The 16,778-nt window shown below is 56.1% G+C and carries 10 protein-coding genes; 8 read left to right on the top strand and 2 right to left on the bottom strand.

Annotated elements, in window-relative coordinates:
- Positions 1 to 64: 64 nt before the first annotated feature.
- Positions 65 to 610 (top strand): hypothetical protein, encoded by a 546-nt coding sequence (locus FYJ28_RS06595; RefSeq protein WP_154578697.1) that lies wholly within the window; start codon positions 65 to 67, stop codon positions 608 to 610.
- A 59-nt stretch (positions 611 to 669) separates the two neighbouring features.
- Here the strand turns inward: FYJ28_RS06595 and FYJ28_RS06590 are convergent, their stop codons facing one another.
- Both FYJ28_RS06590 and FYJ28_RS06585 read right to left on the bottom strand, forming a co-directional pair.
- Positions 670 to 825: a hypothetical protein gene (locus tag FYJ28_RS06590; RefSeq protein WP_154578696.1), complete on the bottom strand. Its 156-nt coding sequence runs from the start codon at positions 823 to 825 to the stop codon at positions 670 to 672.
- Positions 826 to 939: 114 nt separating this feature from the next.
- Positions 940 to 1,431, bottom strand: a complete 492-nt coding sequence (locus tag FYJ28_RS06585) for a hypothetical protein (protein ID WP_326831561.1) — start codon at positions 1,429 to 1,431, stop codon at positions 940 to 942.
- A 174-nt stretch (positions 1,432 to 1,605) separates the two neighbouring features.
- Between FYJ28_RS06585 and FYJ28_RS06580 the strand changes: the two genes are divergently transcribed.
- The 7 genes from FYJ28_RS06580 (at position 1,606) to FYJ28_RS06550 (ending at position 16,760) form a co-directional block, all read left to right on the top strand.
- Positions 1,606 to 2,130 carry a restriction endonuclease gene (locus FYJ28_RS06580; RefSeq protein WP_154578695.1) on the top strand — a complete coding sequence of 175 codons (525 nt, stop codon included), beginning with the start codon at positions 1,606 to 1,608 and terminating at the stop codon, positions 2,128 to 2,130.
- A 334-nt stretch (positions 2,131 to 2,464) separates the two neighbouring features.
- Entirely contained in the window at positions 2,465 to 5,593 is a 3,129-nt protein-coding gene (locus tag FYJ28_RS06575; protein WP_154578694.1) for a DUF3427 domain-containing protein, read from the top strand.
- A gap of 220 nt (positions 5,594 to 5,813) precedes the next feature.
- Entirely contained in the window at positions 5,814 to 9,080 is a 3,267-nt protein-coding gene (locus tag FYJ28_RS06570) for a helicase-related protein (protein WP_154578693.1), read from the top strand.
- A gap of 2 nt (positions 9,081 to 9,082) precedes the next feature.
- Entirely contained in the window at positions 9,083 to 9,760 is a 678-nt protein-coding gene (locus tag FYJ28_RS06565) for a DUF4391 domain-containing protein (protein ID WP_326831560.1), read from the top strand.
- An 18-nt stretch (positions 9,761 to 9,778) separates the two neighbouring features.
- Positions 9,779 to 11,629, top strand: a complete 1,851-nt coding sequence (locus FYJ28_RS06560; protein ID WP_154578692.1) for a site-specific DNA-methyltransferase — start codon at positions 9,779 to 9,781, stop codon at positions 11,627 to 11,629.
- A gap of 110 nt (positions 11,630 to 11,739) precedes the next feature.
- Positions 11,740 to 13,674, top strand: coding sequence for a site-specific DNA-methyltransferase (locus FYJ28_RS06555; RefSeq protein WP_326831559.1), 1,935 nt, complete (start codon positions 11,740 to 11,742; stop codon positions 13,672 to 13,674).
- Positions 13,675 to 13,721: 47 nt separating this feature from the next.
- Positions 13,722 to 16,760: a type III restriction-modification system endonuclease gene (locus FYJ28_RS06550; protein WP_326831558.1), complete on the top strand. Its 3,039-nt coding sequence runs from the start codon at positions 13,722 to 13,724 to the stop codon at positions 16,758 to 16,760.
- Positions 16,761 to 16,778 lie beyond the last annotated feature (18 nt).

Genomic DNA, 16,778 nt, shown 5'->3' with positions numbered 1-16,778 from the left:
CTTCCACGTGGCTCCTGATGGATCATAGACGGATCGCGAAGTCTGAGTTCTTGGGGGATGCAAATTGGAAATCGTACTGGGCGTCGCTGAGATATTGGCAGCCATTGGCACAGTTGGTGCGTTGTTCTTCATCCTTAGGCAGACGCGCCATACGAGTGCCACTTTGGAACAGACCCAGGGGATGCTGACCATCGAGCAGAGAAGGGAACAGCGCACGCTTGCTGAACAAGCTCAGCGACAGGCTGCAGGACTCGTGTGCTGGCCCGTCAAAATCGTTGCTGGTGCCGGGGCTGGGGAATGGGGTGTGGAACTTGTGAATGCTTCTCCTGCACCCGTCTTCGCCTGTCTGATTGACAGGCCGGAGGGCTTGACCAAAAAGGGTCGTACAATTCAGCCGATCAAGAGCAGCGCCGCTATTCTTGCTCCGGGGCGCTATTTCGTTCAGGAAAGCGTCAAGAACAGCTTCCCTGTTGTCTTACAGGAAAGCACCATTACGGAGCCCATCTTGGGCAATATAAATTTCTCCGCTGTTCTGACTTTTACGGACAGTAACGGAATGACATGGCAGCGAGATATTGACGGAACTCTGTCTGAGTTGGTGAAGAGCTAGCGTCGGGAGCCAGCGGCGCGTTGTGCATCAAGCATCTGTCGGGCGGGAAGTTGCCTGAATCACGTTCCTGTCTGCGCTCCAACGTCCGTCGCATGCCCGTTCGTCCAGTGCTGGATCACGGCATCAAAAGGGCGGGGGGAAGCGTCGTGCTCCAGCAGCGCACCGGCGACGGGGCTGGCCTTGGACGTATCGTCGGTACATACAGGCGGTTCCATCCCGAACGGGCCGTCCATCACTTACCGGGTGTTGTTGATCCGAAGCTGCACCGTAGCAGTGGACACCGTTGGCCTGGTGCTGAAGCTCTCCTCTATTGGCGGAATGGCTGAAGCTCACCGGCGCAGATTGGCGAACGGCAGCGATGAGTATGTAAGCATAAATTCCTCGATAAGTTCCGTTTCCATTTCGCTTGCCGGCCTGTCAAGAACCGGCAACCACGCAATTCGCAGGTCTTGGGAGTCTGCCAATTGCCATATGCAGCGTCCGCCCCAGTGCCCGACGGGTTCACCATTGCCAAACCTGACGAATTCAGTGATCCGCTTACGCAGCCCTCGGTTTCCGCTGCCCTTATCTGCCTTCCCTATGTAAAGGGTGTCAGCGGAGTGCGACAGTTTCCCCGTCAGGACGTCCTTATCCATAGTTGGATTTTTTCCTTTGAACCATCCGCCTACACTTGCGTCCAGTACATGGGGAATTTGGTTGTCGTAGCGGAGTACTGCGTATATCCCAGGCTCTCTGGGTACCTCCAGCAGGTCCAATTCACGGAATCGCCTGAAGCCGAGGAAACCACGGTTCTTCAAGTCGCATTCGTCGAAAGTGGTCACTGCGATTCTCCTTGGTTCGGTTGTGCATACTTCGTGTGCTTCATGTAGTGAGTTCAAGTAGTGGTGGGGAGGGCGGACCCTTGGGGCGCCACTCGGAGCACTTCCGATGAGCGGCCGAGTCTGATTTCATGAAAACAATAACGAACACCCCTCTACTCTGATCGGATACTCATCATGACACCTGCCGAGTATGAGTCTCAGATTGCCGCCTACTTTGCTCACCGCGGATACCGCACTCAGCAAACAGAGATATCTGGTGACTACGGTGTCGATGTTTTCGCTGAAAATGCGGATGAACGATTGGCCATCCAGGTCAAAATGTACGGGACCGCTCGACGAGTGAACCGGCAGATGGTGATGGAGCTCCATGGCGCCAAAGACTATTTCGACTGCGACCGGGCAGTCATAGCAACTGACGGCGAACTACTTCCGGATGCCCGCGAAGTCGCTGCAAAGCTCGGTATTCAGGTCCTAACTGTGCCAGCGGTCATGTCCAACTTATCTGCGACTGATGCTAATTACGTAAGCCTTGGATCCGCCTCTGGGGAACCAAACTCGGACTCCAGCCTGAGTGGTGGAGAAGCACTCTCGTTCGATCAAATATGGACACATCATGTTATGCCCCTAGCTGGACAGCTACTCCGAGGAAAAGGAGACAGAACTAATATCATCGAAAAAGTCGATTGGGCAGGCGTCTGACGTACAAGTTCCTCGGGAAGGAGTAGTCGAAACGATATCGAGATTTTCCGACTTGCTATCAACCATCTTTTGCGGAACAGAAGCATCACCCGTGACGAGATCAACCAGAACTATGCAAAACGTGCCTCGTCTGGCGTTGTCCTCATTCTCTCGCAGGTGCCAATGTTCGAGCTCACAGATAGTCCGCAAACTTTGACCCTCCGGCCCAACAGTTTGCTCTGACCCGGGATCGTGGACAATTCGAGTCCTCACTCCGGCATCTTCGCGCAGACCGTTTTAGACAGACGTACCAGGACTCCTGAATTGAGTGGCGTAACCTGAACAGGTGGGAAACATGGGGGAAGCCGGTGGCATCGTGCCGGGCCAGTACGAGCAATTGCACACCCGAGGGCTCAGAGGGCAGCTAGAGAATAATCCTGAACTTCACCCGATATTCGAGCCCGTTCCTTCCACCGAATCTCCGACCATCCTCGCCCAGCACATCGCGGACAAAGTTCGCGTCCTCTTGGACGGCGCCGACCCCGAAGACAGGGTGGCGCTGGCTAACGCGGTCCTAGCGAGCATCTCCTCGGATCTGGTAGAACCCGGCCCCACCCAGCTCCTTTCTCTCTTCCCACAGGAAACGCTGAAGCGCCGGCAGCTCCGCCGTCCATCCACACCGCTGCGCAAACCAGCGCTCCTGACCAACGGCAAGGATGACCCCAACCTCGCCGCAGAACTACGCGCAGAGATGGGATCCGCCAACAGAGTCGACCTGCTGTGTGCATTCATCCGCTGGACCGGCCTGCGCCTCCTCGAACCTGCGCTCGAAGACCTTCGCGACCGCGGCATCTCCATCCGGGTCATCACCAGCACCTACATGGGAGCTACCGAACGGCGAGCGATCGATGAGCTAGTGCTCAAGTACGGCGCCGAAGTCCGGATCAACTACGAAACCCACGCCACCCGCCTTCACGCCAAGGCCTGGTTGTTCCGTCGGAACACCGGATTCGATACGGCTTACGTCGGCAGCTCAAACCTGAGTGCTCCCGCAATGCTGGACGGGCTCGAATGGAACGTGAAGCTCTCCTCCGTCTGCACCCCGGACCTGCTCCGCAAATTCGAGATCACCTTCGACAGCTACTGGGAGCAGCCGGCCTTCCAGCCCTACGACCCAGCCGCCGACGGCGACCGACTCGACGCCGCACTGGCCCGCAACGGCGGCCGCCAGACCGCCCGCCCAGACAGCACCACGGGATTGGAGATCCAGCCGTATCTTCATCAGCAGGAAATGCTGGAGAACCTCGACGCGGCCCGCACCGTCGACGACCAGCACCGAAACCTGCTGGTGGCCGCAACAGGAACCGGCAAGACCGTGATCGCGGCACTGGACTACAAACGGCTGTGCGAGGTCGAAGGCCGCGAACTGTCGCTGCTGTTCGTCGCCCACCGGCAGGAGATCCTTAAGCAGTCACTGCGCACCTACCGGGACGTCATGCAGCGCGGGTCGTTCGGTGAGCTCTACGTTGGCGACCACAAACCGTCACAGTGGAAGCAGGTCTTCGCGAGCGTGCAGTCACTCTCCGCGCTGGGACTGGACAAGCTCGATCCGCAGCAGTTCGACGTCGTCGTCATCGATGAGTTCCACCACGCCGAAGCTCCCACGTACCGCCGGCTGGTGGACCACCTTCAGCCGCATGAACTCCTTGGACTGACTGCCACACCCGAACGCGGTGACGGGATCAACGTAGCCGATCAGTTCTTCGGCGGACGGATCGCCGGGGAGCTGCGGCTGTGGGACGCGCTCGACGCCGATCTCCTCGTCCCGTTCCATTACTTCGGAGTGGCGGATGACGTCGACCTCAGCCAGGTGGAGTGGAAACGCGGGAACTACGACATCACCCAGCTGGATGCCCTCTACACCGGCAACGACGTCCGCGCCGCCAAGGTCATCGCTGAACTTCGGGACAAGGTAACCAGCACCAGAGACATGCGCGCGCTCGGGTTCTGCGTCTCGGTGCAGCACGCCCAGTACATGGCAGAGGTTTTCAACCGTGCCGGCATCGCCTCACAGGCAGTCTCCGGTGAGACACCCGAGGCGGATCGCGCCGCAGCCCTGCGCAAACTCCGGGACCGGGAGCTGAACTGCCTCTTCGCCGTCGACCTCTTCAATGAGGGCCTCGATCTGCCCGAGATCGACACGATTCTGCTGCTGCGGCCCACGCAGAGCGCGACTGTCTTCATCCAGCAGCTGGGCCGCGGCCTGCGCCGTGCGAAGGACAAAGCGGTCCTCACCGTGCTGGACTACATCGGCCAGCAGCGCCGTGAGTTCCGGTTCGACGCCAAGCTGAGGGCCCTCACAGGTCTCCGGCGCAAGGCATTGGAGAAGGCGGTGGAGGACGGGTTCCCGTACCTGCCGTCCGGCTCGCAGATCATCCTCGACCGGGTGGCGCAGCAGACCGTGCTGAACAACATCCGGGAACAACTGCGCGTCAACCGGAAGCAACTGGTGGCGGAGGTCCGGTCCTACGGGGAGCACCAGCTGGAGGACTATCTCCGGGAGTCCGGGCGGGACCTGCCCGACGTGTACCGCAAAACCGGGGATTCCTGGACCTCGCTCATCCGGGAAGCCGGGCTTGTGGACATTGGCCAAGCGCACGACGTCGTACTGGCCTCCCAGCCGGACGAGACTTCAGACCTGGAAGAGGACCTGCTGCGTCGGATGACGGCGATGCTCTGTATCGATGACCCGGAACGGGCGGAGATCTACACGAAACTGGTCTCGGAGAACGCACCCCGCTACGAGGAGCTGAGCGACAGGGAACAGATCCAGGCCCGGATGCTCTTCTTTGCACTGTGGCCGAATGGGGGAGGGCACACATCGTACGACGCCGGACTCCAGTTCCTCCGCAGCTATCCGTTGGTCTGTGCGGAGATCCGGCAGCTGGCCGCCCTGGGCATCCAGCGTTCCGGCTACGCGCCGAAGGGGCTCGGCCTGGGGCTGCAGCAGATCCCGCTGTACTCGCACGCCACCTACCGGCGGGAGGAAGTCCTGGCGGCGCTGGGGTACTTCGCACTGGGCGGCAAGACGAGCCACCGGGAAGGTGTTGCCTGGTGTGCTGAGACGAAGACCGATGCATTCTTTGTGACGCTGGAGAAGGACGAGAAGGAACGGGCGGCGTCCGTCATGTACAAGGACTATGCGATGAGCCCGGATGTTTTCCACTGGGAGTCGCAGAACGCTACGTCTCCGGAGAGCGTGACCGGCCAGCGGTACATCAACCACAAGTCTCTGGGGTCGAAGGTTCTGCTCTTCACCCGGCCCCGGCAGCGGGATGAGAACGGGATGACGATGCCTTACACCTGCCTCGGGCAGCTGGACTACATGTCGCATTCCGGGTCGAAGCCGGTCGGTATTGTGTGGAAGCTGCACCGGGCCATGCCTGCGGACGTTTATGTTGAGGCCAGTGCTGTCGCGCAGTAACCAATTGGAAAAGATCCTAATCGAATCGTCCTCGTGTCGGTGGGCTAGCCACTCATATGCCCTGGATATCCTAAAGCGGTCCACGGTAGCCGAAACACGCAGGGCGAGTTACGGGGGCGTGGGGCGTGCCGGTCGGGAAACAATGGTGTCTCCGTGACGAGAACCATCGACTGTCCACCCGGGCTCGTGGGCTTTTCCGCTGTCTAGTGAAGGACTTAGCTTGCGAATTATTGACAATGTGAGTGATTTGCTTGGAGATGATCTCCGTGCTGAGATTGTGCGTGGCTCGAAAGTCCGAATTGCGGCTTCCACCTTCTCGATCTTCGCCTTCGAGGCACTACGCAAAGAACTGGAACAGGTATCTGAGCTGCAGTTCATCTTCACCTCGCCCTCATTCGTTCCGGAGAAGGTAACGGACAAACTGAGAAAAGAACGTCGGGAGTTCTTTATTCCGCCAGGACAGGCCGAGTCGAGTCTCTATAGCTCAGAATTCGAAATCAAGCTACGCAACAGGCTCACACAACGGGCAATCGCGAAGGAGTGCGCCGACTGGGTCCGCCGTAAAGTAACGTTCCGGTCGAACGCAACGGGCAACCCCATGCAGTCGTTCGCTATCTTGGACGACAGGGCTGTTTACTCGCCGCTTCAAGGATTCACGACTGCTGATCTGGGCTACGAACCGGGGAACGCCGTCTCCAACATGGTGCATCGAATCGACAATGCACCATGGACTGCCCAGTACGTCCAATTGTTCGACCAGATCTGGCACAACAGCGACCAACTGGAGGACGTCACTGAAGCCGTGCGCGAACACATGGCCAGTGTCTACGCAGAGAATTCCCCGGAGCGCGTTTACTTCCTAATCCTCTACAACCTCTTCTCGGAGTTCCTCGAGGACATGAACGAGGACGTGCTCCCGAATGACCGCACTGGCTACCAGGAAACACAGGTCTGGCAGAGTCTCTACGCTTTCCAGCGTGATGCCGCGACGGGGATTATCAACAAACTGGAAACCTATAACGGCTGCATCCTGGCAGACAGCGTAGGGCTCGGCAAGACCTTCACAGCCCTAGCAGTCATTAAATATTACGAGCTGCGCAACAAGTCGGTCCTCGTGCTGTGCCCGAAGAAACTCGCAGAAAACTGGACGAACTACAACGCCAACCTGACGACCAATATCTTCGCCAGCGACCGGTTCAACTACGACGTACTCGCACATACAGATCTATCGCGCGAGCGCGGTGAGTCCCTCGGGCTCCGGCTCGATCGCATTAATTGGGGCAACTACGACCTGGTAGTCATCGACGAGTCACACAACTTCCGTAACGCCGATTATGCCGAGGAAAAGGAATCTCGCTATCAGAGGTTGATGCGGAAAGTGATGCGCGAAGGCGTGAAGACCAAGGTTTTGATGCTCTCGGCTACCCCTGTGAACAACAGGTTCAACGACTTGAAAAACCAGCTGCAGCTCGCATACGAAGGGGAATCAGAGAACCTCACACGTCACCTGAACATCTCTACGAGCGTCGACAAGCTTTTCCGAGACGCACAGCGCGTTTTCAATGAGTGGTCCAAGCTTGCCCCCGAGCACCGGACGACCCACCGTATTCTTGAGATGCTCGATTTTGATTTTTTTACGCTCCTCGACTCGGTCACAATCGCGCGTTCACGTAAGCACATTCAAGCCTTTTATGACACAGCAGAGATCGGCGCCTTTCCGGAACGGCTTCCCCCATGTTCCGTACGCGAACCTTTAACGGACCTGCCGGACGTACCAAACTTCAATGAAATCTTCGGACAGCTGCAACGCTTGACTCTCGCTATGTACACGCCCTTGGGATACGTCTTTCCCAGCCGTATTGGAAAGTATGAAGATCTCTACAATGTCACGGCTGGCAACACCCGCTCCAGCATCGGACAGCAGGGACGCGAGCAGGGTCTAAAAAAGCTTATGACTGTCAACCTCCTCAAGCGCCTCGAAAGCTCCGTTGATGCGTTTCGGTTGACTCTGACCAAGATTCAAAGTGCAGCAGAACGAACTCTCGACCGGCTGGATGCGCATACAAGTTTGCAGGCCGCTTTCGATGCCTCACCAGTCAACGATCTGGACCTGGATCTCGACGACGTTGACGACGCTAACATCCAGGCACTCTCTTTCGGCGAGAAGATCAAGATAGACCTCAACGACGTCGACATCGATTCGTGGAGCCGCGACCTGCGAAACGACCGTGAGGCGTTAGGAACACTGCTCGACGAAATGCATAAGGTTACGCCGCAGCACGATCGCAAGCTCCAAAAACTGAAGCAGCTCATCACGGAAAAAGCCGAGCAACCGATCAACGACGGCAACCGCAAAGTGCTTATTTTTTCTGCTTTCGCAGATACCGCGGAGTACCTTTATCGCGAAGTCGCACCTGCACTGGCCGCCGCCGGACTTGAAACCGCCCTGATCACCGGTGGAGGAAGCGGCGCTCGAACGACGCTCGGCCCCGGACATGATTTCCAGCAGGTGATGTCCCTATTTTCACCCCGCTCAAAGCAGCGCCATCTCACCATGCCGAACGACACCCGCGAGTTGGACGTACTCATCGGCACCGATGTGATCAGCGAAGGGCAAAATCTCCAGGACTGTGATTACCTGATCAACTACGACATCCATTGGAACCCCGTCAGGATCGTTCAACGATTCGGGCGCGTCGACCGGATCGGCTCGATTAATAAGGTCATACAACTGGTCAATTTCTGGCCGGACATCTCCCTTGATGAGTACATCAACCTGAAAGAGCGTGTCGAGAACCGCATGGTCATCGCTGACCTTGCTGGCTCCGCCAACGACAACATTCTCACGCTCGAAAGTAACGATGCAGCGTTCAGGAGGGAACAGCTTCGAAAGCTCCAGGATGAAGTTATTGAACTCGAAGACGTCCGCGCGGGCGTCTCGATCACCGACCTCGGACTGAACGACTTCCGGATGGACCTGCTCGGGTATGTCAAGGAATACGGCGACCCTGGCACCGCACCGAAGGGGCTGCACGCCGTCGTACCTGCTGATCGGTCCATCGGCTTGGAACCAGGGGTAATCTTCGCTCTGCGAAACGTGAACGCCGATGAAACGATCAACAGGGGCAACCGCCTTCATCCCCACTATCTCGTCTACCTCGATGACGACGGCAACGTGATTGCAGACCATACCCAGGTCAAGGCGGTGCTTGACCTGGTCCGAGCAGGGTCCCGCCCCTATACGGCTCCTGTCGCCGGCGCAGTACGCGCCTTCAACCAAGCAACCAATGAGGGTACCGAGATGGGCAAATACTCGGACCTCCTCACCGACGCGATTCATTCAATGATCAACGTCACGGAGGAACGCGATATCGACAGCCTGTTCACTGGAGGCCAGACCACGGCCCTTACCCAGAGCATCGCCGGACTGAATGATTTTGAGCTCATTGCATTCATTGCGCTCGTCGACCTGCCAAGGGAGTCCTAACGGTGGACGAAGGATCAGTGCATCTGCTGTACAAGTGGCCATCTGGAGCGGAGTTCGGCAGTCGGGTGCCGAAGGAGAAGATCTATGACCAGGTCGGGTTCCCGGCTCTGGCACGGGAGAAGTTCGTTTCGGAAGTGCAGCGGATTGTCTGGACCCACAAGCTCGCGCCTGCCACGGTCAACCTGCCCGGTACCCTTGAAGTTGCAGAAATCCAGGTTTTCCGGATCGACGCTAAGGGAGGCGAGGTGTCGGATTCAGTGCTGTCCGCCATCGACAAGGCAGTTAAGTTTCCTATCATCTTCGAGTTGGTCGGCGGTGAGGGCGAGAACCGGAAGATCTGTATGGCAGCAGCCCACAAGCAGATCCGCACAGGTACTCCTGCGCTCAGCCAGCACTTCAGGACGGCGTGGCAGCGCCTCGCAGCAGATCGCTCGCCCCTCCCGGCCGCCATAGATTTGGGGGGCTTATACACAGCCTTGCTGACACCCTTGCTGCCTGTGGCAACACGCGCGGGAGACGACGTGTCTGAGGTGGCTGCCAGACTGGTCTCTGTACGTAAACTCGAACGAGAAATAGCAACGCTGGAACGCAAGCTCCGGACCGAGCCGCAGCTAAACCGCAAGATCGAGTTACGGCGCACCCTTAAAATCAAACAAGCTGAGCTGGAACAACAAAGGTAACTGGTGGAGAAACTACGCATGACGTCGCCCGACCTGACACAGGTCAACATCGAGACCCTCTCAGCGATGTTCCCGAATGCCATCACCGAGACGTTGGATGACGCCGGGAACGTTCAGAAATCGGTCGACTTCGACCTGTTGCGCCAAGAGCTCTCCGACCATGTCGTTGAGGGTCCTCAGGAACGGTACCGACTGGAATGGCCCGGCAAACGAGCATCCGCATTTGCCGCGAACGCTCCAATCGCCAAGACCCTTCGCCCGGTTCGTGAAGAGTCGGTCAACTTCGACACCACGAAGAACCTCGTTATCGATGGGGATAACCTCGACGCGCTGAAGCTACTTCAAGAGTCGTACCTGAACCAGGTCAAGCTCATCTACATCGATCCGCCGTACAACACTGGGCGGGACTTCATCTACGACGACGACTTCGCGGAGAACACGCAGGAATTCCTAAGCCGGTCCGGCCAAACAGATGAGGACGGCCGGCGACTCGTTGCCCTGACGGACACTGACGGCCGGTACCATTCCGACTGGCTCAGCATGATGTACCCGAGACTGAAACTCGCTAGGAACCTGCTTCGCGACGACGGCGTCATCTTCATCTCAATCGATGACCACGAAGTCGACAACCTCCGGAAACTTTGTGCTGAAATCTTCGGTGCCCAAAACTTTGTTGCGCAGATTATATGGCAGAAGGTATTTTCTCCCAAAAACTCAGCCCAGTGGTTTTCGGAAGACCATGACTACGTTCTTGTATTCGCCCGAAACAAGTCGAACTGGATCCCGAATCTTCTTCCACGAACGGCCGAAATGGATGCGAGATACAAGAACCCCGACGGTGATCCAAGGGGGCCTTGGGCCTCCTCCGATCTTGCAGCGCGGAACAGATACGACGCTGGGTTGTATCCGATAGAAACCCCTTCTGGTCGAGTAATATCCGGACCACCCCGGGGGAGCTATTGGCGGTTTTCGAAGAAACGGTTCGACGAGCTCAGATCAGAGGGTCGAATTTGGTGGGGTGCAAGTCCGGATAGCGTGCCACGCCTAAAGCGTTATCTTTCGGAAGTGTCTGGTGGGCGCACCCCGCAAACGTTGTGGCCGTATTCTGAAGTTGGACACACCCAAGACGCGAAAAAGACTCTACTCAAGTATGTCCCTTTCCAACACACTGAAAACGTATTGAATTCGGTCAAGCCAGTTCAGCTCATCCAACGAATACTCCAGCTCGCAACCCGTCCAGATAAAGAAGATATCGTTCTGGATTTCTTCAGCGGCAGCGGAACGACGCCGCACGCAGTCCTAGCTCAAAACGCCCTAGACGGGGGTAATCGCCGGTACATCGCCGTGCAGATCGATGAGCCGTTGAGCGTCCCAGAGCCCACTTTCGACTCGATCCTAGGCATGAGTCTCGAACGCCTTAAGAATGTAGGCGCGGAACTCTCCGGTCAGATGCAGACCCCGGACGTAGGCTACCGCCTGGTACGCGTGGACTCGACCAACATGGCAGACGTGCTGAGAGCGCCGGATGATACGAATCAGCTTGCGCTGGACGGTCTTGAAAACAGCGTGAAGGAAGGGCGGTCAGGCGAGGACCTTCTATTTCAGGTTCTTCTGGACTGGGGTGTTGACCTCACAGCTGCCATCAACGTCGAACAAGTGGGGGGACACCAGGTTTTCGACGTTGACGACGGTGCCCTGCTCGCCTGCTTCGGGGACAGCCTCGGGGAGGAAGTTCTGCGCACGATGGCGAAACGTTCCCCCTTACGTGCAGTTCTCCTCGACTCCGGTTTCTCTTCCGATGATGCGCGGATCAACGCCGAGCAAATCTTTCGTGAACTATCGCCGATGACTGAGCTCAAAGCTATTTGACAGCCGATATGCCTCGCTCAGGGACAGCCGATGCCTGCATATGACGCGTATATCTAGCTGATGAGCACTCGAGTGAAAACCCTACGTACAGCCGACAACTAAGGTTATTTGTGGAAAAACTACGCATGACGTCGCCCGACCTGACGAAGACGAACATCGATAAGCTCGCCGAGCTGCTTCCGACTGTGGTTACGGAGGTGCTCGACGATGAGGGCAACCTGACCCCCGGGATCAATTTCGACCTGCTCCGCCAGGAGCTTTCGGATCACATCGTTGAGGGTCCGCAGGAGCGTTACCAGCTCGATTGGCCTGGAAAGCGAGCAGCTGGCTTCGCCGCCAACGCCCCAATCGCCAAGACTCTTCGTCCGGTTCGTGAAGAGTCTGTCGACTTCGACACTACCAAGAACCTATTCGTCGAAGGGGACAATCTAGACGCACTTAAGCTCCTCCAGGAGTCGTATCTCGGCAAGGTCAAGTTGATCTATATTGATCCGCCGTACAACACTGGAAACGACTTTGTCTACGAAGATGATTACGCGGAAACAACAGATGAGTACTTGCTTCGCTCTGGTCAGATTGACGCCGGAGGAACGCGATTAGTTTCTAATTCCGACACGAACGGGCGCTTTCATTCCGACTGGATGAGCATGATGTATTCGCGTCTCAAACTTGCCCGAAACCTTTTGTCGGACGATGGTGTCCTCATGATTTCTATCGACGACAATGAGAGTGCCAACCTCAGGAAAATTGGCGAAGAGATATTTGGCGCCAAAAATTTTATAACCCAAATCTCTGTCCAAGTAAATCCCAGAGGTCGCCATCTCGATCGGTTTGTTGCGAAGACTCATGAGTCGCTCATGGTCTTTGTCAGGAACTCATCGTCTGAATCGTTGACCGGAATTGTCAAGGACGGCCGTATGGCTGAAGAGTATCAGCGAAGTGACCAACGTGGTCCTTATAGATTGTTAGGTCTGAGGAACCGAAACCAAGCATTCAACCCTCAGACACGGCCAAATCTCTATTATCCACTATATGTTTCCCCGCAGGACGGAAGTGTATCAACGAACTGCACGGAGGAGCATACTGAAGAGGTTCTTCCGGATGCACCAGACGGAACACCGACTTGCTGGACCTGGGGGCGTGAGCGGGTGGCCCGTGATCATTTGATGCTGGTAGCAGAACGCGGTCATGGTGGCTGGCGGATTTTCCGGAAGGACTACCTTTACGGGGCCACCGGTGAAGTTGCCAAGACACTTGTTAAATCCATCTGGCTCGAACGGGAGTTCGTCAATGATTATGGGCGTAAGTCGGTAAAGTCATTGTTTGGTGATGCGCTGATGGACTTTCCAAAATCGCCCCATTTTATGAAGCGAATTATCGATATCGCGGCTGGCCCAGGAAGTCTAATTCTTGATTTCTTTGCAGGAAGTGCTTCCATGGCACATGCAGTGATGATGGCCAACGCGGAAGATTCGGGTGCTCGCAAGTTCATAATGGTACAACTTGACGAAGTTCCCGATCCGAAATCTGCAGCCGCAAAGGCTGGCTATGTATCCATATCTGAATTGTCTAGGGAGCGTATCCGGCGGGCAGGTATCGAGGAAAGAAAAAAATCGGGGCTTGCTGCTGATCAAGTCGACTTCGGTTTTAGAAGTTTCAGAGTTGATAGCACAAATTTGCGGGATGTATCTCGGTCGCCAGAAGAGACAGGGCAACTTGAGCTGGATGAACTTGAGAGTAGCGTGAAACCCGACCGGACGGGCGACGACTTGTTATTTCAAGTGATGCTCGATTGGGGGTTGGATCTCTCGATGGCAGTCACCGTAGATAACATTATGGGAAATGAAGTCTTCGTGGTGGAGGACGGCGCATTGATAGCTTGTTTCGAGGCTGCGATTGATCCTCTGGTGGTGCGCGCTATCGCTGCACATAAACCCTTGCGTGCCGTTTTCCTCGATTCGGGTTTTGGGTCTGATGATGCGCGGATCAATGCCGAACAGATCTTTCGTGAGCTCTCCCCATCGACAGATGTGAAAGCGATTTGATACCGATGCGACTCCAGTTTAAGGTCCAGCAGTACCAGACAGAAGCCGTGGATGCTGTAGTTGACGTCTTCGCAGGGCAGCCGAAGTATGATGGCGTTGCATACCGCATTGATCCCGGTAACGCTAAGCCGGCAAACATCCCCGCGCTGTTCGAAACTAGTCAGGCGCCCGACGCAGGTCTCAAGAATGCAGAGATTGATCTGTCACCTTCACAGCTCCTACGTAACGTTCACCACGTTCAAAGGTCGCGCAATCTTCCCTTAGCTTCCAAGCTTGTGGACAGCAAAGCAGCGCCAAATGTTCCCAACTTGGACATCGAGATGGAGACCGGTACCGGCAAGACCTACGTCTATATCAAGACGATGATGGAGCTGCACAAGCGCTTTGGATGGTCGAAGTTCATTGTGGTGGTTCCCTCCATCGCGATACGTGAAGGTGTGAGGAAGACTTTCGACGTCACGGCGGATCATTTCCAACAGGCCTATGGGACAAAACCACGTGCGTTTATCTACAATTCCTCTCAGCTGCATGACCTGGAGCGGTTTAGCTCCGACTCTGGGGTGCAGGTGATGATTATCAATATCCAGGCATTCAATGCGACTGGGAAAGACAATCGCCGTATTTATGAAGCGCTTGATGACTTCCAGTCGCGGCGTCCGATCGATGTAATCAAAGCGAATCGCCCGATCGTCATTGTTGATGAACCGCAGAAGATCGGCGCAGACAAATCCCTGAATGCTCTGGCAGAATTCAATGCACTCATGATGCTGAGATATTCCGCTACGCACAAGGTCCAGCACACAAAGGTTCATCGCCTCGATGCCCTCGACGCATATAATCAGAAGCTTGTGAAGAAGATCGGCGTTCGCGGCATTACGGTCCGAGGACTAGCCGGTTCCACGGCATATTTGTACCTGGAGGCTATTGAGGTATCTAAGGGAGCCAAGCCCCGAGCCCGCGTCGAAATCGAGGTCCAAACCAAGAGCGGACACATCAAGAGGCAGGTTAAGCGCCTCGATGCAGGAGCGAACCTCGGCGACGTATCCCGAGGGATCGCGGCGTACAAAGACTTGCTGATCACTGACGTCGACGCCAACCGGGACGTAATTGAGCTCAGCAATGGCGACACAGTATTCGCTGGTCAGCTGGCCGACCGGGACGCGACGGTCGAGACTAAGCGCCGCATCCAGATCCGGGAGGTTATTCGCGCCCACTTCGACAAGGAACGCGAACTTTTCAGCATGGGAGTCAAGGTCCTTTCGCTCTTTTTCATCGACGAGGTGGCTAAGTACCGCGACTATGAGCGACAGGACACACTAGGGGAGTACGCGCGCATATTCGAAGAAGAGTACGTGCAGATCCGCGACGAAGTTCTGAGCGAGCTCGAGCTCGACGAGTCTACGGCCCAGTACCATCGCTATCTTCGTCGAGATGAGGTAGGTGCAGTTCACGAGGGCTACTTCTCGGTGGACAAAAAGACCAAAAAACTGGTTGACGGGAAGGTCAGCGGACGGGGCGACGACAAGGGCCAGTCCATCGATACGGATGCCTACGATCTCATCCTGAAGAACAAGGAGCGCTTGCTGTCCTTCGACGAGCCAGTCCGCTTTATCTTCTCCCATTCCGCCTTGCGCGAAGGCTGGGACAACCCCAATGTGTTCGTTATGGGCATGCTGAAGAAGAGCGACAACACGGTTTCACGGCGTCAGGAGATCGGTCGCGGTCTGCGGCTGGCCGTGGACCAGCACGGTGAGCGGATGGACAACCCGGTTACTGTCCACGACATCAACGAGTTGACTGTCGTCACCGACGAGTCCTATACAGACTTCGTTTCCGGTCTTCAAAAAGAGATCAGCGCCTCAGTGGCGTCACGCCCACGCCAGGCAAGCATCAAGTTTTTCACAGGAAAGGCCATCCACACAGACTCCGGCGAGTCGATCGTGGAAGAGGAGGTGGCGCAGGCACTTTACAAGTACCTCATCAAGAACGACTACCTCAACGAAGATGACACTATTTCGGAGACGTATAAAGCGGCCAAAGAAGCTGGAGCACTGGCCGAGACCTCATCTCAGGTGCTGAAGCCAGTCATTGACTTCGTCTGGCCTCTAGTGGACATGCTTTACCTTCCCATCCCCGTTCCGATGGACGACCGCACGCCGAAGAGAATCCCGCTGAACGAGGCGAACTTCGCCAAGAGGGAGTTCCAGGACCTTTGGGGCCGGATCAACCACAAAGCTGTTTACCAGGTCGAGTTTGATTCCACTGAGTTGGTTAGCAAGTGCATCAAGGCCATAGACACTCTCTTGAATGTAGCCTCAATGCAGTATGTAATTCAGACGGGGCAGCAGCGTGTCTCAATGGATGCCGATGACCTGGCTACGGGTGCAGGATTTGCGGTCTCGAATACGGAGACTCACACGGAGACAGTCAGCATTGGATCTCAGGTCAAGTACGATCTGCTCGGAGAGATTGCAGAGAAAACGCAGCTAACGCGTCGCACGATCGCAGCCATTCTTCGTGGGATTCGCGCTGACACCTTTGCGAAGTTCCGGCTGAACGCCGAGCAGTTCATCACAGAGACGTCGCGTTTGATTAACGAACAAAAGGCTACTGTGATCGTGGAGCACCTGCGCTACGACGCTATCGAGGATCGATTCGATTCGTCCATCTTTACTCAAAACCAGACGAAGCAGGACTTTGCTCGAGCTGGAGACAAGTTGAAGAAGCACGTTTACGACTATGTTGTCACTGATTCCGACGTCGAGCGTGACTTCGTGGCTGAACTCGACACCAGCAAAGAGGTGGCGGTCTACGCCAAGTTGCCAAGAGGGTTCTTCATTCCCACCCCCGTAGGAAATTACAACCCTGACTGGGCCATCGCGTTTACAGAAGGAAGCGTGAAGCACGTGTATTTCGTCGCCGAAACCAAGGGCTCACTTTCAACCCTGCAGCTCAAAGGCATTGAGGAAGCCAAAATTGAATGTGCACGCCGTTTCTTTGCTTCGCTTAGCGAGGACAGCGGTGAAGACGTGAAGTATGACGTTGTCACAGACTATTCCGAGCTCATGCAGCTAGTCACAGCTTAACGGAGGCTACGTTCGTCG

It is taken from the genome of Arthrobacter sp. BL-252-APC-1A (genome assembly GCF_009696625.1).
In the GTDB taxonomy this organism is placed as follows: Bacteria; Actinomycetota; Actinomycetes; order Actinomycetales; family Micrococcaceae; genus Arthrobacter_B.
Note: the sequence above shows the minus strand (reverse complement) of the source record. Positions and strands in the feature narration are given on the sequence as shown.

Coding starts and splice junctions, on each gene's coding strand:
- FYJ28_RS06590 (WP_154578696.1), bottom strand. CDS start 825: ATGGAACCGCCTGTATGTACCGACGATACGTCCAAGGCCAGCCCCGTC.
- FYJ28_RS06580 (WP_154578695.1), top strand. CDS start 1,606: ATGACACCTGCCGAGTATGAGTCTCAGATTGCCGCCTACTTTGCTCAC.
- FYJ28_RS06575 (WP_154578694.1), top strand. CDS start 2,465: ATGGGGGAAGCCGGTGGCATCGTGCCGGGCCAGTACGAGCAATTGCAC.
- FYJ28_RS06560 (WP_154578692.1), top strand. CDS start 9,779: ATGACGTCGCCCGACCTGACACAGGTCAACATCGAGACCCTCTCAGCG.